The following is a 26469-nucleotide window of genomic DNA, read 5'->3' as shown; positions in this document are numbered from 1 at the left end:
AGGCTATGCCAACATGGGTATATTCTATACGTAGCAGACTATCTGGGACTTTTGACTTCCAAGGCAGCGGTACTAGGCATTTAGGGAATAGCGAATCAGCCTTTTCGATGTGAGGGCGAGTTTGTTCACGCAATAAAATAGGGATCTTATAGATAATTAGTACTAAATAATACTTTCGATAGAGAGGCAAATCAGCCATAACTATATTCTAGATAGATAAACTCAGACCCCTAATTTCATTAGGATAATGCCAAGACTAAATGAATAGGAATCTAAATAATGGCTGAACAACAAAAACCTAGTAAGGAAGGTACTACGCCCACTTCTTCTGGTGGCTACCAAACCCCCATTGACGAAGCTACCCGCAAAACTGGCGATGCTGAAAAAAGTGATGCTAAAACCACTGCTACGCCAGAAGCGCCAGAAAATGATACTGTACAAGGCAGCCCCAATCAAGGAACTGAGTCACGTTAATTAATTAAAACTTTGCCAAGTTTTAATTATTTTCTGGTGTTTTTTTTGATGAGTTTAATCCAGTAAGTTGAGAGTGGATATGTGGTGTAACGCCCACAATTATCCACTCATTTTTTGCGATCAGCATTCACAAGGTAGAATTTGCCTTGTTCAGTCAATCTAAAATCCAAAATCTAAAATCCAAAATTGTCTGACTCCTTTTTTATCGAAAAATTGGGTTTAAAACCCCGTGCTAGAAGCACGGCTTTTCAAGATGCTTGGATGTATTTTTTAAGAACTTCGAGTGGCGCACCCCAAACCGAAGACACGAAATAACTAGGACTCCATAGAGCTTGCTTACCATAGGGTTTAGGGAATCCAGCTTGACCATATCTACGACTAGACACACCTTTTAACGCATTAACTATTTCAGATATTGAGAGTTTAGGTGGAAACTCAATTACTGTGTGAATATGGTCAGATTCTCCATTGAATTCAAGCACGTTGAAGTCCATTTTTTTAGAGACTTCTACAAATGATTTGTGGATTAGTTCAAGACTTTCAATGGTAAAAATCTTTCTTCTATACTTGGTGACACAGACCAAATGTATTTTTAAGTCTGAAACACTATGTATTTCATGTCTTAAACTACTTGCCATCTCAAATTGACCAATATAAAATATCTTAGCAGACCAATTTGAACACAAGATATGAAAGCTAGATATCAGTATAGATTTTACCCAACAGACCAACAGCAACAGAGTTTGCGCTCGTTGTTTGGTTGCGTTAGGGTTGTCTGGAATGATGCTTTAGCGTTCTGTAAACAATCTCAAAAGCTGCCTGGATACAATAAACTCTCGGCAATGCTTACCCAATCTAAAAAGACTGATGAAAGAAAATGGCTATCTGATGTTTCCTCAGTGCCATTGCAACAGTCTCTTAGGTACTTAGATGTTGCTTACAAAAACTTTTTCAATTCTCGTAACGGGAAAAGAAAAGGGGGTACGATTGGTGTGCCTAGATTCAAGAGAAAGACTAACTCGCAATCAGCCGAGTTTACCGCATCTGGTTTCTCTGTAAAGTCTGGGGAAGTTTATTTAGCTAAAATTGGGACAATCAAACCAATTTGGTCTAGAGAATTACCATCTGAACCTAGTTCAGTCACGGTAATAAAAGATTGTGCTAACCGCTATTTTCTTAGCTTTGTTGTAGAAATTGACCCCGTTATTACTGTTGCTAAAAACCAAAGCATAGGTATTGATTTAGGTGTGAAGACTTTTGCTGTAATGAGCAATGGAGAAAAAGCTTTAAGCCCTAGCTACTCAAAACATGACCCCAAGATTCGGAAATTGCAGCGAAAATTAGCACGCCAGCAAAAAGACTCAAAAAGAAGAAATAGAACTCGCGTAAGGATAGCTAAACTACACAACCATATTTCTGATACTAGAAAAGACTTTTTGCATAAACTGTCAACCAAAATAGTTAACGACAATCAAGTAATTGTTTTGGAAGATTTAAATGTGTCAGGGATGGTTAAAAACCGTAAGCTTGCAAGAGTTATCAGTTTGCAGGGATGGCGTGAATTCCGGGTATTTTGTGAAGCTAAATCTCAAAAGCTTAGTCGATATTTCAGAGTCATTAACAGATGGGAACCTACTAGTCAAACTTGCTCTTGCTGTGGGTATCCTTGGGGCAAGATTGATTTGTCTGTTCGCTCAGTGTTGTGCTTAAACTGCAACACTGAACACGACAGAGACGAAAACGCATCTAGAAATATAGAAATGGTCGGCATGGGGCATCGGCACGACCTTAAACGGACAGGGAGTGACTGTAAGACTGTTTCGGCAGCAGGTTACTGTGAACTGTCAAGAATCACCGACCTTTAAGGTCGGTGAGTATGTCAACGTTCTAGTTCATCCACTGCTTTGGGAACTCCCGCAGTTAACACTTCATGTCCATTAGGTGTAACTAACACATCATCTTCAATACGAATACCAATGCCAATCCATCGCGGGTGAGTTTCTGGTTGGTCTTCTGCTAATTTGGTATCAGGCACAATATAAAGTCCTGGTTCCACTGTCAAAATTTGACCTGGTTGTAAAATCTGCGGTTTATCTTCACCGTGCTGGTAAATTCCCACATCATGGACATCCAAACCTAACCAATGGCTGGTACGGTGCATATAATATGGTTTGTATTTATCTTCTTCTATTAATTTGTCAACTTCGCCTTGGAGAATGCCAAGTTCAACTAAACCTTCAGTTAAAACGCGCACTGCTGTATCATGAACAGATTTGAAGGAATTACCTGGTTGCACTTGGGCGATCGCTTGTTTTTGTGCCTCTAAAACAAGTTCATACAATGTCTTTTGTTCTGCTGTAAATTTCCCTCCCACAGGAAATGTGCGGGTAATATCGGAATTGTAATAACCATAAGCACAACCGGCATCAATTAGCAGTAATTCTCCATCTTGCATTTGCCGATTATTTTCAATGTAATGCAACACGCAAGCATTCACACCAGAAGCCACAATGGAAGGATAAGCCGGGCCGATTCCACCCCGCACTCGAAAGATGCGTTCCATCTCCGCCTGAATTTCATACTCATAACGTCCAGGTGCAGCGATTTCTTGGGCGTGATTGTGTGCAACAGTTGCGATCGCTGCTGCTTGGCGCATCAACTCCAACTCAGCTTCACTTTTGATTAGCCTCATGCTGTGGATCACAGTCCCGGTATCTTCAATGGCGATCGGTCCTGTACCGCGTTTGGGGTAAGTTTGGAGTAATCGTTGGTAATGCCCCAAGATTGTGTCATTAAAAGCGCGATCGCGTCCTAAGTGATAGTAAATGCGATCGGCTTTTTCCAAATACTGCGGTAACTTTTCATCTAACTCGCTAATGGGGTACGCTTCATCAGCACCATAAATTTCCTTCGCTGCATCTACCCCACACCGATACCCACTCCATACTTCCTTTTCCCGATCCTTGGGTTGAACAAACAGCACAAACCGATGTTCAGCATGATGGGGCGCTAACACTGCAACAGCCTGTGGTTCGTTAAATCCAGTTAAGTAGAAAAAATCACTATCTTGGCGATAAACATACTCAACATCGTTGTGCATCACTGCCATTGGCGCACTGCGAAAAATGGCTGTACCATTACCAATTTTTGCCATTAACTGCTCACGACGCTGCCGATATTCTGTTTGCATAGTTGATGTATTTGTAAAGTATCGTGTTATTTTACACTTTTGACAACCAGAGGATGCACAGATGATGCTTCTCAGTAGTTGCTAATCTTAGTTATTTTAGCCAAAGTTTTGAAGAAGAATTCAGAAGTCAGAATGGGCTAAACGCCCCGCTATCGCTAACAGAAGTCAGAATGAATCAGTGGGGGATTGGGACTCACCACTGAATTGTTGCACCACTAAATATGCAGATTTAGTGGGGGTCTTAAACCCCTGGATTCATCCACCAGCGATGCACTGAGCCGGTCGTTGTGTCGCACAAAAAACATTGCTGAATTCTGACTCCTGACTCCTGAATTCTGTTTGATAAAACAGAAATACATCTAAGTATTCAGAATTGAGAAGATTTTGATACCCAAGCTTAATCAGCAAAAAAATCAAGCAGCCATACCCAGACTTAATTTGACAATTATTCGGAATTTTGACTTCTGGTTCGTGAATTATTAGCAAAACGCCACATACTTTTATCTATAAATCATCACATACAAAATTGGTTTTCTAATTGTTTAGATAGGACTTGAAGTTTTTTAATAAATGATTTAAAACAAATACAATTTTGTGTTCAAAGACTGACATTAAGCAAAAAAAAATAGTTATAAAGAAATCTGAAAACCCGTGTAAATGTTATTTGATTACAGAAAGTTGTTGATCAAAAAAACTAAAAATAGATAACAACCAATGATAAAAAACACCATGTTTGGAAGTAAAAACTCCTCAAACTTGTCTTTGAATACATCTCAATGGGCATCAGAATCTTTCCACAAATCGCAAGCATTAGCATCTCCACTTGATAATTCAAATTCTCTAAATTCTGGTTCAACTTTTGTGAGTAAGAGTTCCTCACAACCACAAGAATCTGCGGTGGTATCAGCAAATCCCAATCCTAATCCTTACTTAACCAGCGCGGCGATTGTTCCTGATTTCAACGCTGATGGTAAAACGGACAAACTTTGGGTGAATACCCAAACTGGTGAAATTATCGTTCGCCTGATGGATGGAACAAGAGTTATCGAACAGGGTTCTTTGGGTCAATTTGACCTATCGGCTTATGATTACAAAATTGCTGATTTCAACAATGATGGCAAAACTGACTTCTTATTACGCAATAGGACAACCGGTGAGAACAGCATTGTGTTGATGGATGGAACTAGAGTTGCTAATGCGGCTTCTCTAACCAGCGTTGACGCAGCATGGACTCCAAGTATTGGCGATTTCAACGGCGATCGCAAAACTGATATCTTCTGGCACAATAGTCAAACCGGCGAGAACGCTATTTGGGAAATGGATGGCACAACAGTTCTGAATGCAACTGTTTTAGACACCACTGACCCAGCCCTAACTGCTACCATTGTTGATTTTGACGGCAACGGTAAGAGTGACATCTTCTGGCGGAATCAGACAACTGGCGATAACAGCGTTTGGTTTATGGATGGCGCCCAAAAGAGTGAGTTTAGCCTGCAATCACAAGACGCAGCCTGGACTGCAAGTGTTGGCGATTTCAACGGCGACCTCAGCACCGACTTGCTGTGGAGAAACACTCAAACAGGTGAGAACAAGGTCTGGACAATCAGAGGCATCTTAGTTACAGAAGGTGCTTTGGGAACACTAGATTCATCCTGGACTTCTAAAATTGGTGATTTCAACGGCGATGGGAAGACCGACATCTTCTGGCACAATGGAACCACAGGTGAGAACACTGCTTGGTTGATGGATGGTACAACAGTTTCAACTGAAGCCTTCTTACCTAGCAACAACGCATCTCTAACCCCATCCCTTGGCGATTATAACGGTGATGGCAAGACCGATATCTACTGGCGCGATCAGACAGCTGGTGCAGACAACATTTGGACTATCAATGACACAACAGCCGTTGAGACTCCCATCAGCGATGCAGATAAGCTGACCCCAGAGTGGTATACGTTCTAAAAGCAGAATTCAGAATTCAGGAGTGGGGAGTTGGGAGTGGGGAGTTGGGAGTTGGGAGTTGGGAGTTGGGAGTCAGGAGTTAGGAGTTATTTTTCTCCCCCTGCTCCCTCATCTCCCTCATCTCCCTCATCTCCCCACTCCCCACTCCCCACTCCCCTGCTCCTCAAAATTTGTAACTCAAAACCTGAATTACGCTATTTTCCGGCAAATCTTTAGAGTTAATGGAAATAGTATCTGTGCTGCTACGCCGCACTGTGATTCCTTGCATTAAGGTGAGAAAATCATCGAGTGGCGAAATGTCGCACGCAGCAGGATCGGCGGCTTGTGTCCGGTAATGGGTAGGAATCACTATCTTGGGATTTAATACCTGAACGGCCTGCTTTGCTTCTTGAGCATTGTAGGCTTTTGCACTGCCACCCACTGGAATAAATAGCACATCGGGACGCCCCATGAGAATTTTTTGCTCAATGGAAATGGGTGCAGCAACTCCCCCTAAATGCAAGATATTAATTCCGCCTTGTTTCCAACTCCAAGCAGTATTAGAGCCAAACTGCTTACCACCTTTGCGATCGTGGTCTATGGCAATTCCTTGGAACTTAATGCCTTTGAACTCGTAAACTCCCGGTTCATAGATCAGTTTTGCATTTCCCGGTAGTACGTCTACAGCACCTTCATCTAGCAGTTGGCTGCTAATCAGTACTAAATCTGCTGCAACTTTTGGCACACGATACCCAGCAGTACAGCCGACCGCTCGAAATGGATTGACGAGAATTTTTGCGCTGCTACCATCAAAAAGAAAGCAAGTATGGCCCAACCACTTAACTGATAAACCGCTAGATTGTGCGTCAGCTCGGAGGTGGGAACCCAAGGAAGTAACTGAAGCTGTGACCAATCCCGCCCCAGCATAACCCATCAACTGTCGTCGTTTCATTAATTAGGCTCTCGACTGTAACTGTTGGAGAAAGTTTCGCAATAGCTGCTTTCCTGATGATGTCAGGACACTCTCTGGGTGAAACTGGACGCCCTGAATCTGGGGATAGTTCCGGTGTCGCACTCCCATAATTGTGCCATCTTCAACCCAAGCGGTGATTTCTAGCACATCAGGGCAAGTCTCGCGTTCGATCGCTAAACTATGATACCTGGTTGCGGTGAGCGGATTTTCTAATCCTTGGAAAACCCCTACCCCAGTGTGAGACACCAGAGAGGTTTTGCCATGCATCAACTCTGGAGCAGAGACTATTTTACCACCGAACACTTGACCGATACTTTGATGGCCTAGACAGACGCCTAAAATTGGCAATTCTTGTCCTAGTTGCTCAATCAACTCTAGGGAAATACCTGCATCTTCTGGACGACCAGGCCCAGGAGAAATAACCACGGCTTCTGGCTTTAATGCCCGAATCTCATCTATAGATATTTTGTCGTTGCGAAAAACTCTAATATCAGCTGCCACTGGGAACTCTGCTGCCAATTCTCCCAGATACTGCACCAGATTATATGTAAAACTATCGTAATTATCGATGACTATTAACATAAGTAGGGGAAATATTACAGATTGCAGGTGACAGACATAAAACTGTCATAACCCAGAAAGCTACACGCACAAGCTGCCTCTTGAGGAGCAGACTTGAGTTCAGAAAGCATCCAGTCAATAGCCTAGACGCTTGCTGTAAGGGAATTTTGAATCCTCAGGAATCACTTGGCAATGCCTGGGTTGGGCTACGCCTGTGCAAATCACATCTACAAAGCCGATATAATTAACGTTACCAGAGGAGGCAGCAACAGTGTAGCAGCGACCAACACCGCTACTAAAGCTGAAACCAGCACTGCACCAGCAGCACAATCTTTGGCAATTTTTGCCAAATCATGGTAAGTCTGTTTCACTGTTAAGTCCACAAGAGACTCGATCGCTGTATTCAGTAACTCTAATGCCAAAACTAAACCACTAGTTATGCCAATTACTGCTATTTCTACTGGTTGCAGATGCAAATATACGCTTAAAGCGATCGCTAAGGCACAAACACTTGTGTGAATGCGAAAATTACGTTGAGTTTGAAAACTATAAGTGATTCCAGCCCAAGCATACTTAAAACTAACAAATAAATTAGAAGCAACCTTCCACGAAAATTCCCGTTCGTTGGTCACAATTTTTTGTAACGAGGTAGGCGTTGGTGGAGAAATTTTTTGGGACATACACTTAAAAATACAAAAACACAGTTGCTACAGTGGCAATTTTGGGTGATGTTTATAGCGTAATTAACTTTGAGGCAATCTTTAAGCAATTTTCCATAGAGGTATTATAAAAGTATTACCCAAAATTAACACTAAGGCGTGACTCATTACTGCCATTCTTTGTTAATAGCAATACCTATTGCCTTCAGCAATTTTACTTGCTGTTCTAACATTCGTTCCAAACTTTCTTCGTCAGGATGATCCCACCCCAACAGATGCAATAAACCGTGAGCAGCTAACCAGGCTAGTTCAGTTGGTAAATTGTGTCCCTGCTGTTGGGCTTGACGTTGTGCGGTATCTACAGACACGATAATATCGCCTAAATATAGTGGTACAGAGGCAAGCATTTCTTCACTTTGAGGAAAATCTACCTCTAAAGCAGCAAAAGCTAAAACGTCTGTGGGCTGATTTTTGTGACGATACTGAGCATTGAGTTCCTGAATTTGCGAGTCATCTGTCAAACGCAGCCCAATCTCATAACCTGGTGCTGGTGGAATATGAGGGTGGAGTATTTCTAACCAGCTATTAAACCAGTTTTCCCAAGTTTCAGGGGTAATTCGGAGATCAGTTTCGCCAAAGTTTACCGAGTTTGTCGGGGACAACTCGTAAAAATAATCTTCCACATATAATTCAACTCCCAGAGCCACGCACTCTCCTAGTCTAAGGTCACAGTTTTTTGTTAGTGAGTTAGGTAAGCAAGACCAATCAGGACGGCTAAAAGTCCTATAGTGGTTAACGCAAAATGTTTCAGGGAAGTTCCACCTTTACGCACCATGTTTCGCATGGCCAGTTTTACGTAGCTGGGTTGAGGTTCTGTTGAAGGAGAGTTACTCATAGTTAATTCGATCGCGGACTCTTTTATAACTGTAACAGTTGGGTCTGCTATAGGATTGCGATCGCCCATATAATATTGAGTCTTTTCTGTGTCAACCGCCTCAATTCCAAGGGGTGTTATGCTGCGATCGCCCCAATCTCAAATACTCAAAAAATAATAGGTACTAAGTAATAGTAAAAATAATTACTTAGTACCTATTACTAATCCCCAACTATGCAGGAGTGTTTTCTACTAGTTTATTTTCTTGCCGCAGATAAGCTTGGATGAATGTATCAAGTTCGCCATTCATCACATCTATAATCCCTGTAGTTTCCGTATTTGTGCGTAAATCTTTCACCATTTGGTAAGGATGAAACACATAGTTACGGATTTGGTTACCCCAGGAGGCTTCCACCATATCGCCACGAATTTCGGCAATTTCTTGGGCGCGTTGTTCTTGGGCAATGACCAATAGCTTTGCTTTGAGTCGAGCCAGGGCTTTTTCTTTATTTTGCAGCTGCGATCGTTCTTCTGTACAACGCACGGCAATTCCAGTGGGAAGGTGAACAACCCGCACCGCTGTTTCTACTTTGTTGACGTTTTGCCCGCCTTTACCACCAGAGCGAGTTGTAGTGATTTCCAAATCTTTCTCTGGAATATCCAACTGCACAGAATTATCTATCTGGGGCATGACTTCCACCCCCGCAAAACTAGTTTGCCGCTTGCCATTGGCATTAAACGGCGAAATCCGCACTAAGCGATGTGTACCCATTTCCGATCGCAAGTAACCATAGGCATAGCGACCAGTAATTTCTAAGGTTGCCGATTTAATTCCGGCTTCATCACCTTCGGACTCTTCAGCCAAAGTCACCTTGTAGCCGTGAGCTTCGCCCCAACGGGTGTACATCCGCATCAGCATAAATGCCCAATCTTGAGCATCTGTACCACCAGCACCAGCACTAATCGTCAGTACAGCACCTTCGGCATCATAGGGACCGGAAAGTAACTGTTGTAACTCCCACTGGTCAAGGTCATGATTAAGTTTCGTGATGGTAGATTCCGCTTCTTGCAATAGTGCTTCGTCGGTTTCTAACTCCAACAACTCAACAACTGCCTTAGTATCTTCCAGATTGGTGTGCCAGCGATCGTATTGCTCGATGTGGGCTTTTAAGTCGTTAAGTTCTTGCAGCGTTTGTTGAGCTTGGGTTTGGTCATCCCAAAATTCTGGCTGAGCAGATATTTGTTCCAGGTCTTGAATTTTAGCTGTCAGTGCAGGTACGTCAAAGATAGTCCTGGGTTTTACCCAGGCGGCCAGACAACGTTTCGATTTCGCGTTTGAGTTCTAGGACATCCATAGTACTTGCTGAATTTATAGATAGAGCGCTTTGGATTGGGAAATTGCTCTACATTTTACTTATCTTTTTTGATTTTAGCTGTAGTTGGGCAAATTATCTTGCACTATTTGTATAAGTTACCCAAATTACTTTTAAGTATCCTCAATTATCTGAGGACAAACCGTGATGTTCCAATCAAGCAGTAGAGAGTTTACAGACAATCAGAATCAGGCGTTGCAATTCAATAGCATTCTAGAATGCCCTTGCAAAAACTTGCTTAGTGAAGTTGACCTTCTCAGGATTGCTGCAAGCCAGAAACAGCAACAAAAACGGAAGAAAGTAACACTCGGTCAGTTTTTAACTCCTGCTCCGGTAGCAGAATTAATGGCTGGGATGTTTAACAAACTTAATCTTCCTCAAATATCTCTACTTGATGCAGGAGCAGGATCTGGCTCATTACTTGCAGCATTTGTGGCTAACCTATGTCACAGAGAAGAACGCCCAGCCAATATAGATATTGTTGCCTATGAAATTGATCCTTTTCTTATTGAATATTTACGTCAGACATTAAAATTATGTGCAAGAGCATGTCAAATAGCTGGTATCTCTTTGCAATATGAAATCCGCAATACGGACTTTATTGAAGATGTCGTGAGGCTTGTTCAGCCTAGTTTGTTTGATAATCCTAACAATCCAAGATTTACGCACGCTATTTTAAATCCTCCATATTTGAAAATCAACGCTCATTCAAAAGTTCGTGGTTTATTACGTTCTCTAGGCTTAGAAACCAGCAATCTATATACAGGTTTTATTGCTGCCACATCTCAACTTCTCAATTCCGGAGGGGAGCTTGTAGCTATTTCGCCGCGTAGTTTCTGTAATGGCCCATATTTTAGGGATTTCCGAAGGATGTTTTTGGAAATGATGGCTTTAGACCAGATACATCTTTTTGAATCGAGACAGGAAGCTTTTAGTGATGATGAAGTTTTGCAGGAAATAATCATTATTCATGCTGTCAAACAAAAACAAAAATTCGATAATGTACTCATCAGTACAAGTTCGAGTGCTGAGGATGATTTGATTAAATCAAATTCTTTACGTTATACAGAGATAGTTAATTACAACGACTCCCAACAATTCATTCACATTATCCCAGATACATTCAGTCAGCAGGTTATTCGACGAATGGGGAATTTTACCTGCACATTAAAAGACATTGGATTGACTGTATCAACGGGACGTGTTGTAGATTTCCGTGCCAAAGAATATCTGTGTTTAATGCCAGAAAAAAACACTGTTCCCTTAATTTATCCATTAAATTTCTCAACAGGATATGTCGAGTATCCAAAGATAACTAGAAAACATCAAGCTTTAGTATATGTTGAACAAACGGTTTCTCTATTAGTACCCAACGAACATTATGTACTGACTAAACGATTCTCCTCAAAAGAGGAAAGAAAACGAGTAGTTGCAGTTGTATACGATGCCAATCGGATTGATTGTTTTTGGGTAGGTTTTGAAAATCACTTGAATTACTTTCACAAGGATGGAAGGGGACTCGATCTTACCCTAGCACGTGGTCTTGCTGCTTATCTAAACTCCACCCTCGTAGACGAATTTTTTCGGTTGTTTAATGGTCATACTCAGGTGAATGCAACCGATTTACGAAATTTAAAATATCCCACAATAGAGCAGCTAATGACCGTGGGGTTACGTATTGGAGGGTCTTTACTGTCACAGTCCGAAATTGATGAAATTGTGGAAGAAGAGTTACTAAGTATGACCAATCAGTTTGAAAATAACCCCTTAATAATTAAAAACCGTATTGATGAAGCACTGCAAATATTAGTTGAACTTGGATTTCCACGGGCACAACTTAACGAACGTTCAGCCTTAACTCTTCTGGCTCTAGTTGATTTAAAGCCGACTGAACCTTGGGAAACTGCTGCATCTCCATTAATAGGAATTACACCAATGATGGAATTTATGGCACAGCACTACGGCAAAACATATAAACCTAATACGCGGGAAACTGTTCGTCGCCAAACAGTCCATCAATTCTTAGACGCAGCTTTGATAATTGCGAATCCAGACGCTCCCGATCGTCCCATTAACAGCCCAAAAACCGTATACAAGATTGAAGAAAGTGCCCTTGAATTATTACGTACTTATGGAACTACTGAATGGAGAAAGAGCATTCGTACTTATCTTTCCTCAGTTGAGACTTTGAAAAAACGATATGCTCAAGAGCGTGAATTATCACGTATTCCCATAGTGATTGAAGGGAAGGTAAAAACTCTATCACCAGGTGGTCAAAATATTTTGATTGAGAAGATTATTAAAGATTTTGCAGAACGTTTTACACCTGGGGGAAAACTCATTTATGTCGGCGATACAGATGAAAAATTCGCGCACTTTAATGAAGCAGCATTGAGAGATTTAGGGGTTACTGTCGATTCTCATGGTAAAATGCCTGATGTGATTATCCATCATCTAAAAAATAATTGGCTAGTTTTAATTGAGGCTGTAACTTCCCACGGGCCAATTAACCCTAAACGTAAGAAAGAACTTGAAGTTATCTTTGCTGGTATAAAAATTCCCCTTGTAATGGTAACAACTTTTTTAAGCCGTAAAGCGATGGTGGAGTATTTGGCTGAAATTGCATGGGAAACAGATGTTTGGGTTGCTGAAGATGCTACTCATCTGATTCACTTCAATGGAGAATACTTATTACAGCCTTACAAATTAGATAGAGATTTGGGAACAGAATAAGAGGTACTAATGAAAAAACCGTGGTTACTCACAGTTAACCACGGTTGATAAAATGTTTAAGTTTTTCTACTTACGAGTGGTTAATCGCGGCCATTGATGGCTATTAGCAACCGCAAGATAAAGACAAATAGGTTGATGTAAGTAAGATACATCGATAAAGCAGCAGGCAAATACTGGTCATCACTGTAAGTGCGCGGCAAGATGTAGAAATCGACAACTGAAGCCCCAACAAACAGAAATACTCCCAAACCGGAGATAGCGATTTCTAACCAATTTGGCGCGTAAACACCAAACATGGCAAACCCAAATTGGGCAAGGCACACAACCACCAAAGCAATGATGCCGAGGTTGATGGTTTTCGTCAAAGCCATGCCATCTTGTTCAGAAAGATTTGAACCAATTTGACGGGCGAGAATAAAGGTAACGCCACAACCAAGGGCAGCTAAACCAATGCCTTGAATGCCAACGCCTTGGGATCTCAAAGCGACAAATACCAAGCCACTGAGGGTATATCCAGATAAAAGGCTGTAGGTTGCCAACAGGGGTAGTGCCAGACCCTTGTTACCTTTTTGGGCAACATTTTGGGCAACAAAGAACAAAATTAACTCTAAAATCACCGCACCAATGAAGGTAGGAAAGAATATTCCGGGGTTAGTACGGATAACTCCTAAACCTCCGTAGGTTCCCAATGCAGTTAGCACCAATCCACCACCGACGTAGGGGAGGGCGTTAGCAATCACATTTGGGCCAACGAGTCCGTGAGATTTCGCCTCACGGATAGCTTCACGAAAATTGCTGGTATTGCTCATATTGAAAAACTAGTTTTTGAGGAAAATGTTCTGCTTATTCCTATTCTTACCAAGATTTGGAACGAGAAACCAGGGAGAGGTTACACAAAGTTGGAGACAACTAAATAAAAAAGATGATGCTGCGTTGAAATTTTTATCCGGAAAACAAAAATAACTGGCGAGAGAGAAAGTCGCAAAATCATGCGTACAAATACTGAATTATAGACTGTAGCCCCTGATAAGTTCAGTGAAACGACGATGGCTTATTCAGTCTTGCCTAAGGAAAATAATGACAGCCTTGAAGAAGATATACGCAGCTCCATTTTCTCAAAAATAGGAGTTACAACAAAGGAATTTATATGGCAGCAAGTGAGTCCTCTTTACGAACTGATGGTATAGAATTATTACACTTGTACCACCAGAATCCATCTATTAAACTTCGTAATAAACTTGTACAATTACATACTGGCTTAGTGCGGAAGATGGCTCATAAATTCAGCCATCAATGTAATGAACCTTATGAAGATTTAGAACAAATTGGTTATTTTGGTTTAATTAGGGCAATTGAGCGTTTTGATCCTAGTCAAGGATATGCTTTTAGTTCTTTTGCTGTGCCATATATTCGCGGTGAGATGCTGCACTTTTTGCGCGATCGCAGTACTCTATTAAAGATTCCTCGTCGTTGGCAAGAACTGTACAACGAAGGACAAAAGATTCGCAAAGAATTGGCTATGTCTTTGGGTCGTGCCCCCAAGGATGCTGAAATTGCCAAGGAACTCCGAGTATCTGTACAAGAATGGCAAGAAACCAAGTTAGCTGCTCAAAACCGTTTGCCTTTGAGTTTAGATGCGACCGCAGTTAACTATGTTGATTGCCAAATCACCTTGGGTGAAGCACTTCCTTGTCCCCGTTCTACTGCCCAACAACAACTAGACGAAGAACGCCAACAACTCCAAGGGGCAATCAATATGTTAGAAGAAAAGCCCCGGATGGCAGTTGAAATGGTATTTTTGAAGGAACTTTCTCGCAAGGATGCTGCTAAGAATATTGGCACTAGTCCGATGACAGTAACGCGGTATCTGCAAAAGGGAATTCAGGATTTAATTTGCTATTTGCAACCACAAGTTATGCCCACTGGATCGTAGTTATTAGTCAATGGTCAGTCGTTATACCATTTTTGATTTTGGGTTGAGAATTTTTTTCTCTTCAAGAGTTCTATTAATCCATCTCTCCCATTGATTTTTGAAATTGGTATTAGTAGAAAAACAACTGACAAATGACAAATAACTAATAACAAATGACTAATTATCGAGATTTTAAATCAGCGATCGCACCTTTAGTCATGGCAGCAATGGCTTGATCTGTCGCTTTTGGTAAATGATAATACTTACCTGCTGCTGTTTGGGCTAATTCCTTAGCAAAGCCAGTAGAAACAAACTTACTCTCCGTATCAATCACTAATAGTTGCATCCCCAAACCACGAATTCTCGCAGCAATTTCGAGCAATTCTCCTTTGATATCTGGCTTTTCTCCTGGTTCTAGCTGTTCACCTAAAGAACGCGCTAAGGGAATATTACCCCGCCCGTCGGTGATCGCTACAAGTACTACTTGCCCAATATCTCCACTCATCTGGGCATTTAAGCCGACGCGCACAGCTTGGGTTAAACCATGCGCTAAGGGTGAACCCCCACCACAGGGTAATCTTTCCAAGCGGTTACGCGCCAAGGCAATGGAACGTGTTGGCGGCAATAATACTTCCGCTTGTTCTCCCCGGAAGGGAATCAAGGCTATTTGGTCACGGTTTTGATAAGCTTCCGTCAAAAGTTGCATCACTGCGCCTTTGGCCGACTGCATCCGATTTAAGGCCATTGAGCCAGAAGCATCTACCACAAACACCACTAACGCCCCGGCTTTACGTACCAAGCGTTTGGAGCGAATGTCACCTTGTTCGACAATCACTTTTCTGTCTGGGTGACGTTCTCTGCGTGCTTTTTGATACGGGGCAGCCGCTCTGAGGGTGGCATCTACGGCAATGCGTCGCGCTTTTCCCTTGGGCAACATTGGCTTAATGTAACGTCCCCGGTCATCGGAAAAGATGACGCTGCGACTACCAGATTTACCCTGGCGCTTCGCCATTTGCGTAAAATAAAGCACGCTGTCATCCAAAATTACCCCTTCCGGATCAAAGATGAATTCCTCCGGGATACTGGGGGGTTCTTGCTCTTGATTTTCTTCCTGTTCTTCTTGTTCTTCTTCTTCTTCTTGTTCTGATTCGTCTGGTTCTTCTTGATTTTGAGGTGGCGGTGGTGGCGGTGGTGGTGCTTGTTCTGGTGGTGGTGTCTGCACAATTGTTGCCCGTGGTACAATCACCAACTCCACAGCACGACGCAAGTCTTCAGCATTGACTGTTGTGCGTCCCTCCAAAGCCGCAGCTGCTTTGGCAACCCGCGTGGCAAATAACTCGGCGCGATGTCCCTGGACTCCGCCGCGAATTGCTTCATTCACCAGGTAGGCGATTTGTTCTTGGGTAATGCAGACATCCTTGAGCCATTCCCGTGCCAAGATAATTTGGGTTTTCAGGGCGTCTAAGTCTTCGTTGTACTGCAAAAGAAACTCTTGGGGAGATTGGGAGTAGGCGATCGCCACCTCTACTGCTGCTACTCTTTGATCTAAGCCCAGTACACCGTCAGCAGAAAGAGCGATCGCAATTCTATCTAGTAAATGTTCCCTTAATGCTCCCTCTTCTGGGTTGTAGGTGGCAATAAATAGGGATTTACACGGATGCTGAAAACTAATCCCTTCCCGTTCAATCTGGTTACGTCCCTCAGATAATACTGTTAGTAGCTGATTTGATATTTGGTCATCTAATAAATTAATTTCATCTACGTACAGTACACCACGGTTGGCTGTAGCGAGTAAACCCGGCTGAAAAATCGTATCACCTTGCTTTACCGACTTTTCAACGTCTACGGAACCCAGGAGCCTGTCTTCTGTAATACCTAGAGGAATTTGCAAAAAAGGTGCGGGAATAATTTCGACGGGAACATCTTGAATATCTTTATCTGTGTACTCCGCCAAAAGTTGATCGTCCCATTCTTCTGGGTGATTGGGGTCACAATTACTGATAGAACCTTTAACTACTTCGATGGGCGGTAGTAGAGCGTGGATAGCACGAGCCATCACAGATTTTGCCGTACCGCGACGACCTGCGATCGCCACTCCCCCCAACCCCGGATCGACGGCTGCTAACAGCAGAGCTAATTTAATCGCTTCTTGACCGACTACAGCAGTCAAAGGAAAGGCAGTGATAGTAGGGTTGATAGTGGGCGCAGGCATGGTTTGAATAATCGCTAGTCTCGGCCTTTAGCATATCAATTTCTCGTACATTTAAATCTAAAATCCCAAATCGTATTCAGATTAGCAGCTATGACACCTGACTTTTCACTCTTATCTGGAAAACCTCTCTACTGCTCTTGAGAGGCTCTGAATTTTTAAACTAGGTCTGGTAGCAAGGGATAAAGCCTGTTTTATTTTTGGATAATTAGAGTTATTGACAATACTGCAAGATCTTAATTGACAGAATATTATTGCAATTGGTGCTTAGTTTTTAGGCATTGGTCACATTCGATAACATCAGGAATTGATAATTGCTCTAAGTTTATTGTTGTAGCTGGGCCAAAATTCAAGTTTTTCACTTTCTAGTTAGGAAACTGTGCGCTGCAATGCTTCGCTACGCTTCTGAGGGCACTGTGCCGCACTGTACTATTTACCAGGAGACTACGGCAATGATGAAAGCTGAAGATATCATGACCAAAAACGTAGTTACCATTCGCGGTTCGGCAACTGTTGCTGAAGCGGTGGGGCTGATGAAAGAAAAAAAATTGCGGGCGCTGGTTGTAGATCGTCGCTATGACGATGATGCTTATGGCATTGTTACAGAGACAGATGTTGTCTATAAAATAATAGCCTACGGTAAAGACCCAAAGGAAGTAAGGGTTTACGAAATTATGAGTAAGCCTTGCATTGTGGTAAACCCTGATTTGGGTGTGGAATATGTAGCAAGATTATTTGCTAACACTGGTATCCACAGAGCGCCTGTGATTCAAGGTAAGCTGTTGGGCATTATCTCGATTACCGACATTTTGACCAAAAGCGACTTTGTGGAAGCGCCAAAAGTGCTATTGCTAGAGGAGAGAATTCAAAAAGCAATTGAACAGGCTCGTGCTATTTGCACCGAACAAGGTGCTTATTCTAAAGCCTGTGCTGCGGCTTGGGATGAGGTAGAAGAACTCCAGGCGGAAGCAGCTCATCAAAAAGCTGAGGGTATGGTGTCAGCCAAAGTTACTTTTGAAAAATATTGTAAGGAAAATCCAGACGCACCAGAATGTCGAAATTATCAACCGTGATTGAGGTGTGGGGACTGGGGATTGGGGACTGGGGATTGGGGATTGGGGAGGAATTGAATTAGTTCTTCTGCACCTTTGCTTCCTTTCCCCATCTTCTTCAATTTACCGATTGGCGACTCGCATCAATAAAAACATACCTATTCCCAAAAAAACAAAGTTGGGTAACCAAGCCCCCATAAAGGGAGAGAGGACACCTGCTTGTGCGATCGCACCACTAATAAAGAAAATTAAGTAGTAGGAAAAAATAATTATCACGCTAATCCCAAAACTGGTGCCTCTGCCGGTACGCTGGGGTATGCTTCCCATTGCTGCGCCGACTAAGCCAAAAACTACGCATACGAAGGGCAAGGAAATTTTTTGTTGAATCCTGACTTCAAGTTTACGAATTTTTTGGCGATCGCCACCGAGACGTTCCACTTCTAGTTGATCGAACCCTTCAGCAATATTCATTTCGTCGTAGTCCCGGCTTTTTTCTGCCAAGCTTAATGGCGTGCGGGGTAGTTGCAGTTGTTGCTGTTCAAATCTGACGATATTGCGATAAGAGCGATCGGCTGCGACAAAATAGATTGTGCCGTTATAAAAATCCCAGACATTTTTAGAACCATTCCACTCGGCGGATTCTGATACCACAATTTGATTCAGACCTTTGGTTGAACGATCTATAATTGTCAAACCTGTCATACGCTTACCATCAAATTGGTCGGCGTAAAACAAGCGTGTCAAGATTCTATTCTTAGTGCCATCTGGCTGTACAACATCCTGGTATTCAGGATAAAAAATATTTTGCTGTTTAAAACTTGGCTTGTCTGATTTGAGGGCTTTATCCAGAGTCATCGCCGCTTGGTAATTTGCTGCTGGTGCAATTTGTTCGTTAAATACAAATGTCATTCCTGTAACCAGAAGACTTAAGATCACAGCAGTTAACACCATGCGATAGACACTCACCCCACAACCACGCAAGGCTATTAATTCGCTTTCGCTGGAAAGACGACTGTAAGTCATCAAAGTAGCCAGCAGTGTGGACATGGGGAAGGCTAAAACGATAAAGTTGGGAAACTTTAATAAAAAAACCTGAATGGCAATGCTTACAGGTAGTCCAGATTCGACGACTTTTCTAACTAGATCAAATACAGCATCAATGGTGACGCCGATTGAAGAGAAAGCTCCGACACCAAAGAAGAACGGCGGCAACAATTCGCTGCCAAGATAACGATCCATAATCGTAAAAGGCAGCAGCGAACGTAGGCTGTAGAAAGATGGGAATTTCTTTGATATCATAAGCAACTTCAAAAGTTAAATATTGGCAACCCTGGTGAAGCAAAGTATACAGGAGAAGTTAGGAGTTAGGAGTTAGGAGTTAGGAGTTTTAGGAGTTAGGAGTTAGGAGTTAGGAGTTAGGAGAAAAATAGGTTTCATATCTGGTTTGGGAGTATAAATTCTGTAGATCACTTAACTATGTCTACTTTGTTTAGTATGAAAAATCAATTATTAATAGCTAAAAATTAACTAAGAAATTCATGGTGAAAAATAAACCATGAAGCTATTCTTTTAAATTGTTAACTAAATACAGCACTTTGCGATCAAATGCTCCATAGCACCTTAGTCTGAAAGCTAAATATAAAACTTTTTTCACTCCAAACTCCAAACTCCAAACTCCAAACTCCAAACTCCAAACTCCTAACTCCTAACTCCTAACTCCTAACTCCTAACTCCTAACTTCTGAATTTAGACTTGAAAGCTATCGCCCAAGTAATATTGCCGCACGAGGGGGTTGTGGTAGAGTTCGTCAGCAGTACCAAAAGCGAGAATTTGCCCCTCACGCATGATATAACCGCGATCGGTGATGGCGAGGGTTTCGCGGACATTATGATCTGTGATTAAAATACCCATACCGCGATCGCGCAATTGTCCCACAATTTGCTGAATTTCCGAGACTGCTATGGGATCAACTCCCGCAAAGGGTTCATCCAAAAGTAAAAATTTTGGCCCTTCTCGCCCAGCAGCCAAAGACCTTGCTAATTCCGTCCGGCGTCGCTCACCACCAGAAAGTTGAATCCCTTTGCTATTAGCTAATTTTTCCAAGCGAAACTCCCGCAATAAAGTTGTTAGTCGCCTTGACCACTCCCATCGTGGCACATTAGTTTGCTCTAGCACCAATAGAATATTATCCTGTACTGAGAGTTGGCGAAAAACACTTGGTTCTTGCGCTAAATAACCAATGCCCAATCGTGCCCTTTTGTGCATTGGCATTCCTGTAACGTCTAAATTACCTAGCCAGACTTTTCCTTGATTGGGTTTTTCTAGACCTGTAGCAATGTAAAAAGTCGTAGTTTTACCAGCCCCATTGGGGCCTAGTAAACCAACGACTTCACCTTGAGCAACAGAAAGGTTGACGCGATTGACAATTACTCGCTTGTTATAAGATTTGTGAATATTCTCTAAAACAATTTTCACGCTAGAGGCAGCCTTTCTTACTAGTAGATGCTAATTAGAACGCTTGAATTCTGGTGTCTTTGGCGCAGGTGTCGCAGTTTGTCCATCATTATCGGATTCCTGGAGCATGTAGATGGACTCTACCTGGCGGTTGGATTGGGGTAAGGCGACAAATCGCCCTTCATCAATTAAATAGGTTACCTTCTCTGCCCTGATACTGTTACCTCCTTGTTGCAAAATATAAACGTTCCCACTAAAGTCAATGCGGCGTTCTTTACTAAAATACTGTGCTTGGGCGGCTGTTGCCTGAAGCTGGCGAGCAGGATAGAACATTTGCACATTGCCGCGAGCGGTGACTACTTGAGTGTTGGCGTCATATTCTTGCACATCGGCACGGATAGTCAGAGGGCGATTTCCTCCAGATGTTTGTGCAGTAGCGCTTTGGACTTGGTTCGGGAAAGCAGAAGTTCCTAAGAGAAAAGCTGGCAGCAATAAGGCTAATCCAACACGACGCATCTGGGATATGGGCAATTTATAGCAGGACATCATTATTGGGGGTTGAGAGTTTGGGCTTGTGTTTTAATTATCTCAAGTACTCTATCCAGAAACGAAACGTACAATCTGGAGTGATTTAGGATAACTACTGGCTGAAATAGTGACGCTACCCCCAACCTCAAGGTTTCAGGAAACTTGGCTCAGTAGCGTAGTTATCTGCTTTGATTTTTGAACTTGTTTGCGTGGGTAGGGAGTAGGGAGTAGGGAGTAGGGAAGTGGGGAGAGTTTTTTCACGCAATCAAATAGGAGTCCTGTAGTAGGTGAACACAAGTTTTTTAAAAGATTTAAGTTGACATCTATAGTACTAAAATACTATGAAATTATTGCGTAGGCGTAGCCCGTCGTAGACATCGCTCTTCGTTGTAGATTGGGTTAAGTGACAGCATCGCTTTTTTTAAATAAGGCTAACTGAGTAGGCGCGGATTTTTGCATCGACTGTTGCAATCGTTAAGCCGTGATGCAAAGCTTGACAGATAAGCATTCTATCAAAAGGGTCATTATGCAATAATGCTAAATTTAGTAAATAAACCACAAGAAAATATGAGTGTTTAGAAGAATTTTCATTTACCTTCAAATGCATTCATAATCTCATCAGGCAAAGGTACATCAAAATCATTAGACACCGTAAATTCTCCTGCACATAAACCAAATGGGCGTCGTTGTTTTGTGGTACTTGTAATTGGTTTTAATTCAGCAATTGGTTTATCTGCTTGGACAATGAGAAAGCTTTCACCCGCCTCAACTTGATTCAGGTATTTCAAAGGATCTCGTTGGATCTCATCAACTGTGACTTTCTGCATTTGATTTAAACCTCGACGATGAATTTATACTCAGGTAAGATTGTATACATTGAAGAACCTGAATAACATCTGAAGCAGAATCTTGGAACGCATCTTTTGCTTTATTAGGATTCTCATCAATCCAAGTCATTACCTCTTGGCGAAGAGCATCTTTACTTTTTTGCCGATGTTGTCCGGGTGGCATTCGCACTACAGTGTCTACTTTTAATTGAAATTCTGCTGGATAATATCGTTCAAAATCATGCTCACAAAACTGAAGAAAATTACTCTCATTCCAACCACTGCGAGTATATTTACTTTTTAATTTTTCAATAATTTTTGCTTCTTCTTCTCCTGCATCTACAACTACCCAAGCTAAATTCTTATAAATTGGTTGCATATGTAAGAAGACAAATAATTTATCAAAATCTCTAAACTTAGTTTCAACTTCACTAAGCGAATTAGCTGAGTATGTACGTAGCCTACCTTTTAACTCAGGGGAAAACCAAGGTATAAGATAATCTCTGATTATTCTTTCTGCTGAAGATTCTTCAAGAATTAACCAAGCTGACCATAAATCAAAATCGAAAAAATCATACCCTAGTTCTTCAAGAACGTGCCGTCTAGCTTCTGGAGTATTATCTATTTCTTCTATATGCGATGTAGGTAGACGATTTTGAAACTCCATCGATACTGAAAAAAGCTTAGAATTCGGATGCGCCCCCAAATATTTAGCAACTATATTAGAGTGCGTTGTAATTATAAACTGATTATTTACAGATTTTTCAGTAATAAAATTAAGAAGTTTCTTTAATGCTTTTGGATGCACATCATTTTCTGGCTCTTCAATCAAAAATAACTGATTTTCAGCCATGCATAAATCTACAATTAATCCAACCAAATTAGCAACACCTTCACCCATTGCATCTAATGGTATATTTTCCTGATTGCTGACTATATAAGCAGCCTGCTTACCATTCGGCGAAGGAGTTGATGTAACTTGGAAACCTATTATGTCTTCACAAGCTTGAACATATTGTTCATTTGCTGGCATTTGAGGATTAGATATCCGGTCGATTTTTGCATATAAATTATATAAATCACCTCTAACTGAATTTGCTGCACTCAGATTTATTGATTCATGAAAACCTGCAACCTTTCGTTTAGAGAGGTATGGATATATAAAATTTCTAGGTTCTTCATTAAAAATTTGTTCGTTTTTAAAATCGTTACTGGTAAAAAAAGTATCTCCTAAGTCACTGATTAAATGGAGAGTAGTAGTATTTCTCAATATATTTAATTTGAACAAAACTTCTCGTCCAGGATTTCGATTTAAAAAGTCTTGATTCACCTCATTTATCCACACTTGAACATATCCGCTATTTTGGGATATTCGTAAATCTTTGCAATCCAAGCTAAAGCCCCTTTGAAGCCATAATATTGATTTCAACAAACTTGATTTACCGGAATTATTTGAACCTACTATCAAATTAATTCCTTTAGACAATTCAATACTCGTATTTGAAAAGCATCTAAAGTTGTTCAAGTTAATTTCAGAAATCCACATAAAACTTAGTTCAAGAAATAAATGTAGTTTATCAAGGATAACACGCAATTTAGTTCATATGTACTATACTGTGAATACAAATAGTAGGGTGGATTATGCGGAAAATAGTCCACCATAGCATTTGTATAAAAATTTATAGGCAGGCAAGATGCCTACCTTACAAGAAATTAACCCAACCCACTAATTAACTCAGATTTTGCTTGTGCTAACGCCTCTGGTAATTTACTCGCATCTCTACCGCCGGCTTGGGCTAAGTTTGGTCTGCCACCGCCGCCGCCACCGCAGATTTTAGCGATCGCTCCCACAAATTTACCAGCTTGCAGTCCTTTTTTATTAACTTCTGGACTAAAAGCCGCAACTATACTGACTTTCCCAGCTTCGGGAACAGAACCCAGTACCACCGCACCATTACCGATTTTTTGCAGCAAGCGTTCGGCTGCGGTTTTCAACGATTCTGCGTCAACGTCTTCTAATTGGGCGACGATAATTTTAGAATCGCCGACAGTTTCCGCTGTTTGTAGTAAGCTGTCAGATTTAGCGATCGCCAACTGTCCTTTCAAAGATTCTAGTTGCTTTTCGGCTGTTCTAAGTTCGGTTTGCAGACTAGTAATTCTGTCTGGTAATTCTTCGGGTTTAACTTTAAAGCGATCGCTCAAATCTTTAACTACTTTATCCCGCACGTTGAGATAATCCAGTATTGCTGGGCCCGAAACAGCTTCAATGCGTCGCACCCCAGAAGCTACTCCAGCTTCGGAAATAATTTTAAAGACGCCAATTTCAGCAGTATTACTGACATGTGTGCCACCGCATAGTTCCATTGATACGCTAGGAAAGTCAATTACTCGCACTTCTTCTCCGTATTTTTCGCCGAACATGGCAACGGCACCCCTAGCTTTGGCTTCTGCTAAAGGTAATACCTCGACTTTGGCATTATGCGCCTCAGCAATCCAAGTATTTACTTGTTCTTCAATTTGTTGGACTTCCTCGGCTGTCAACGCACGGGGACAGTTGAAGTCAAAGCGCAATCTGTCAAAGGAAACCAGAGAACCCGCTTGGGATATGCCATCATCGACAATTTTCTTTAACGCGGCTTGCAGTAGGTGGGTTGCAGTATGGTTAGCTTGGGCGCGACGCCGACAAGCCGCATCGATTTGGGCAGTTACAGCATCTCCTACACGGAGTGTACCGCGTTCGATGCGTCCGAAGTGAACAAAGAAATCAGATTCTTTTTTCACGTCTTCCACGCGAATCACAATCCCATCACCGGAGATATAACCGCGATCGCCGATTTGTCCCCCAGACTCAGCATAAAATGGCGTTTTGTCAAGGACAATTTGTACCAGTGTTCCTGCTTCTGCTTCCTCTTGGGAAACGCCTTCTACCAAAATCGCTTCGACTTTCGCCGTCGCCGCAGATTGGGAATATCCTAAGAACTCGGTGGCGTGGATGTGTTCTGCTAATTTGTCGAGGGAACCTTGGACAGTTAAATCGATGGTTTCATGTGCTGCTTTGGCACGTTCCACCTGCTTTTGCATTTCGGCATTGAATCCCTCAACATCAACCTCTAGACCATTTTCTGCTGCTATTTCCTGCGTTAGTTCTAACGGGAAGCCGTAAGTATCGTAGAGGGTGAAAGCATCTAGTCCAGAAATATTTTGTTTTGGTAAAGGAGAAGGATGATAATATTCTTCGCGTATCGGAGAGGGAAGATCATTCTCTTGTTGTATTGGAGATATACGATTTATAACCTCGTCGAGAAGTTTTTCCCCTCTATCCAGAGTTCTCAAAAAATTAGACTCTTCCCGTTGCAACTCAGCTTTAATTGCTGCTTCCCGTTGGCGCACGTTGGGGTAAGCTGATTCTGAAAGAGCGATCGCAGTTTCGGCAACTTGGGTAGTAAATTCACCACTAATCCCAATTAATCGCCCATGACGCACCACCCGCCGAATTAATCGCCGCAACACATAACCGCGTCCGACGTTGGAGGCGCGAATTTCATCAGCAATCATGTGGACGACAGAACGAACGTGATCGCCAATGACTTTTAGAGAGACTTTGGTTTTTTCATCACTGCTGTGGTAATCAATGCCAGCAATTTGGGCTGCTGTTTGGATAATTGGGAAAATTAAGTCAGTTTCGTAGTTATTCGGCACTTTTTGGAGAATTTGCGCTATTCTTTCCAAACCCATACCGGTGTCGATGTTCTTGTTTTGCAGTGGCGTTAAATTGCCAGTAGCATCACGGTTATATTGCATGAAGACGAGATTATAAAACTCGATAAACCGCGTATCGTCTTCTAAATCTATATTTTCGTCGCCGCGTTCGGGGTGGAAGTCGTAATAAATCTCCGAACAAGGGCCACAAGGGCCTGTGGGACCAGATGCCCAAAAGTTATCGTCTTCGCCCAAGCGCTTAATTCTCGCTTCTGGCACACCGATTTGATCCCGCCAGATAGCAAAGGCTTCATCATCATCTCTAAAAACGCTGACGACGAGATTTTTTGGAGATAAGCCAAAGACTTGAGTGGAAATTTCCCAACCCCAAGCGATCGCTTGTTCTTTAAAATAATCACCAAAGCTGAAGTTACCCAGCATTTCAAAGAACGTGTGATGGCGTTTGGTGCGTCCGACGTTTTCGATGTCGTTGGTGCGGATACACTTTTGGGAAGTCGTAGCCCGCTTAAATTCTGGTGTGCGCTGTCCCAGGAATATCGGCTTAAATGGTAGCATCCCCGCGATCGTCAGCAGCACGGTCGGGTCTTCTGGCACGAGGGAGGCACTTGGCAGAACTTGGTGACTCCGTTGGGCAAAGAAGTCGAGAAATATGTTGCGAATTTCGTTACCGCTTAGGTGTTGGGGATTTGAAGACATGGGAGTTTTTAACTTTCTTTTAACTTTTGACTTATGCCTACCTCCACTAGTACAGCATGGCGTAAAATAAGCCCACTATTCAAAACAGAGCAAAAGCCCAGAATTAAAGGGTTTTGACTTTTGACTTTTGACTTTTGACTTCCGCCCAGCGGCACTAGGTGTATTTCCATAAGCAGCTTTATATATTTTTGCATTTTGTTTGGTATTGCTGCCAGCCAACTGTACTAGTCGGTGAGCTAAATACAGCGATTATGGTGCTTTTAGGTCACTACTCTACTCTGGTGGGATGTGCG

The 26469-nt window shown here is 42.1% G+C and carries 22 protein-coding genes; 6 read left to right on the top strand and 16 right to left on the bottom strand.

The annotated features are described in order from the left end of the window. The first annotated feature begins 279 nt into the window (after positions 1 to 279). Positions 280 to 474, top strand: coding sequence for a hypothetical protein (locus IQ276_RS35850; protein ID WP_190878978.1), 195 nt, complete (start codon positions 280 to 282; stop codon positions 472 to 474). A gap of 248 nt (positions 475 to 722) precedes the next feature. On the opposite strand, the gene tnpA is transcribed toward IQ276_RS35850, so the two are convergent. After that, positions 723 to 1112, bottom strand: coding sequence for an IS200/IS605 family transposase (gene tnpA / locus IQ276_RS35845; protein WP_193919607.1), 390 nt, complete (start codon positions 1110 to 1112; stop codon positions 723 to 725). Positions 1113 to 1163: 51 nt separating this feature from the next. Between tnpA and IQ276_RS35840 the strand changes: the two genes are divergently transcribed. Then, entirely contained in the window at positions 1164 to 2339 is a 1176-nt protein-coding gene (locus IQ276_RS35840; protein ID WP_193919608.1) for an RNA-guided endonuclease InsQ/TnpB family protein, read from the top strand. A gap of 14 nt (positions 2340 to 2353) precedes the next feature. On the opposite strand, the gene IQ276_RS35835 is transcribed toward IQ276_RS35840, so the two are convergent. Next, complete coding sequence (locus tag IQ276_RS35835) at positions 2354 to 3664, bottom strand: aminopeptidase P N-terminal domain-containing protein (protein ID WP_193919610.1); 1311 nt, start codon at positions 3662 to 3664, stop codon at positions 2354 to 2356. Between the two features lie 729 nt (positions 3665 to 4393). Here IQ276_RS35835 and IQ276_RS35830 point away from each other — a divergent pair. Further along, positions 4394 to 5626: an FG-GAP repeat domain-containing protein gene (locus tag IQ276_RS35830; RefSeq protein WP_193919612.1), complete on the top strand. Its 1233-nt coding sequence runs from the start codon at positions 4394 to 4396 to the stop codon at positions 5624 to 5626. 163 nt (positions 5627 to 5789) lie between these two features. On the opposite strand, the gene IQ276_RS35825 is transcribed toward IQ276_RS35830, so the two are convergent. The 6 genes from IQ276_RS35825 to prfB form a co-directional block, all read right to left on the bottom strand. Further along, positions 5790 to 6557: an MBL fold metallo-hydrolase gene (locus IQ276_RS35825; RefSeq protein ID WP_235116286.1), complete on the bottom strand. Its 768-nt coding sequence runs from the start codon at positions 6555 to 6557 to the stop codon at positions 5790 to 5792. A 3-nt stretch (positions 6558 to 6560) separates the two neighbouring features. After that, complete coding sequence (locus IQ276_RS35820; protein WP_190878988.1) at positions 6561 to 7160, bottom strand: anthranilate synthase component II; 600 nt, start codon at positions 7158 to 7160, stop codon at positions 6561 to 6563. A 206-nt stretch (positions 7161 to 7366) separates the two neighbouring features. Continuing rightward, a complete protein-coding gene (locus IQ276_RS35815) occupies positions 7367 to 7819 on the bottom strand; it encodes a diacylglycerol kinase family protein (RefSeq protein WP_193919014.1) in 453 nt (150 codons plus the stop codon). A 146-nt stretch (positions 7820 to 7965) separates the two neighbouring features. Then, complete coding sequence (gene ybeY / locus IQ276_RS35810) at positions 7966 to 8499, bottom strand: rRNA maturation RNase YbeY (protein WP_190879079.1); 534 nt, start codon at positions 8497 to 8499, stop codon at positions 7966 to 7968. Positions 8500 to 8537: 38 nt separating this feature from the next. Next, positions 8538 to 8693 carry a DUF3285 domain-containing protein gene (locus tag IQ276_RS35805; protein WP_073643590.1) on the bottom strand — a complete coding sequence of 52 codons (156 nt, stop codon included), beginning with the start codon at positions 8691 to 8693 and terminating at the stop codon, positions 8538 to 8540. A 211-nt stretch (positions 8694 to 8904) separates the two neighbouring features. Beyond that, positions 8905 to 10027 (bottom strand): peptide chain release factor 2 gene (gene prfB / locus IQ276_RS35800; protein ID WP_193919016.1). Its coding sequence is split into 2 segments (ribosomal slippage): positions 8905 to 9954 and positions 9956 to 10027, totalling 1122 coding nucleotides; the frame shifts between segments, so codons are not numbered across the junction. A gap of 252 nt (positions 10028 to 10279) precedes the next feature. Between prfB and IQ276_RS35795 the strand changes: the two genes are divergently transcribed. Further along, positions 10280 to 12778, top strand: coding sequence for a BsuBI/PstI family type II restriction endonuclease (locus IQ276_RS35795; RefSeq protein ID WP_235116285.1), 2499 nt, complete (start codon positions 10280 to 10282; stop codon positions 12776 to 12778). Between the two features lie 80 nt (positions 12779 to 12858). Here the strand turns inward: IQ276_RS35795 and IQ276_RS35790 are convergent, their stop codons facing one another. Then, positions 12859 to 13587, bottom strand: a complete 729-nt coding sequence (locus tag IQ276_RS35790) for a Bax inhibitor-1/YccA family protein (protein ID WP_235116284.1) — start codon at positions 13585 to 13587, stop codon at positions 12859 to 12861. 338 nt (positions 13588 to 13925) lie between these two features. Between IQ276_RS35790 and IQ276_RS35785 the strand changes: the two genes are divergently transcribed. Beyond that, positions 13926 to 14711, top strand: a complete 786-nt coding sequence (locus IQ276_RS35785; RefSeq protein WP_073643581.1) for an RNA polymerase sigma factor SigF — start codon at positions 13926 to 13928, stop codon at positions 14709 to 14711. Positions 14712 to 14871: 160 nt separating this feature from the next. Here the strand turns inward: IQ276_RS35785 and bchD are convergent, their stop codons facing one another. After that, positions 14872 to 16902: a magnesium chelatase ATPase subunit D gene (bchD, locus tag IQ276_RS35780; protein ID WP_235116283.1), complete on the bottom strand. Its 2031-nt coding sequence runs from the start codon at positions 16900 to 16902 to the stop codon at positions 14872 to 14874. 449 nt (positions 16903 to 17351) lie between these two features. Between bchD and IQ276_RS35775 the strand changes: the two genes are divergently transcribed. Further along, positions 17352 to 17972, top strand: coding sequence for a CP12 domain-containing protein (locus tag IQ276_RS35775; protein WP_171974285.1), 621 nt, complete (start codon positions 17352 to 17354; stop codon positions 17970 to 17972). A 102-nt stretch (positions 17973 to 18074) separates the two neighbouring features. Here IQ276_RS35775 and IQ276_RS35770 read toward each other — a convergent pair whose 3' ends face one another. From IQ276_RS35770 to alaS, 6 genes are all read right to left on the bottom strand, one after another. Beyond that, the gene (locus IQ276_RS35770) at positions 18075 to 19190 is read right to left on the bottom strand and encodes an LptF/LptG family permease (protein WP_235116282.1); all 1116 of its coding nucleotides are present in this window, start codon (positions 19188 to 19190) and stop codon (positions 18075 to 18077) included. Between the two features lie 507 nt (positions 19191 to 19697). Further along, a complete protein-coding gene (gene lptB, locus IQ276_RS35765; protein WP_073643585.1) occupies positions 19698 to 20426 on the bottom strand; it encodes an LPS export ABC transporter ATP-binding protein in 729 nt (242 codons plus the stop codon). Between the two features lie 30 nt (positions 20427 to 20456). Beyond that, on the bottom strand, positions 20457 to 20954 hold the full coding sequence (locus tag IQ276_RS35760) for an LptA/OstA family protein (protein WP_193918582.1): 498 nt from the start codon (positions 20952 to 20954) through the stop codon (positions 20457 to 20459). A gap of 566 nt (positions 20955 to 21520) precedes the next feature. Next, a complete protein-coding gene (locus tag IQ276_RS35755) occupies positions 21521 to 21760 on the bottom strand; it encodes a type II toxin-antitoxin system Phd/YefM family antitoxin (protein ID WP_193918580.1) in 240 nt (79 codons plus the stop codon). Beyond that, positions 21741 to 23306, bottom strand: a complete 1566-nt coding sequence (locus tag IQ276_RS35750; RefSeq protein ID WP_193918578.1) for an ATP-dependent nuclease — start codon at positions 23304 to 23306, stop codon at positions 21741 to 21743. The genes IQ276_RS35755 and IQ276_RS35750 overlap by 20 nt, the downstream gene beginning before the upstream one ends. 167 nt (positions 23307 to 23473) lie before the next feature. After that, on the bottom strand, positions 23474 to 26176 hold the full coding sequence (gene alaS, locus IQ276_RS35745) for an alanine--tRNA ligase (protein ID WP_193918576.1): 2703 nt from the start codon (positions 26174 to 26176) through the stop codon (positions 23474 to 23476). Positions 26177 to 26469: the final 293 nt, after the last annotated feature.

Source organism: Desmonostoc muscorum LEGE 12446 (assembly GCF_015207005.2).
GTDB classification, from domain to species: domain Bacteria; phylum Cyanobacteriota; class Cyanobacteriia; order Cyanobacteriales; family Nostocaceae; genus Nostoc; species Nostoc muscorum.
Note: the sequence above shows the minus strand (reverse complement) of the source record. Positions and strands in the feature narration are given on the sequence as shown.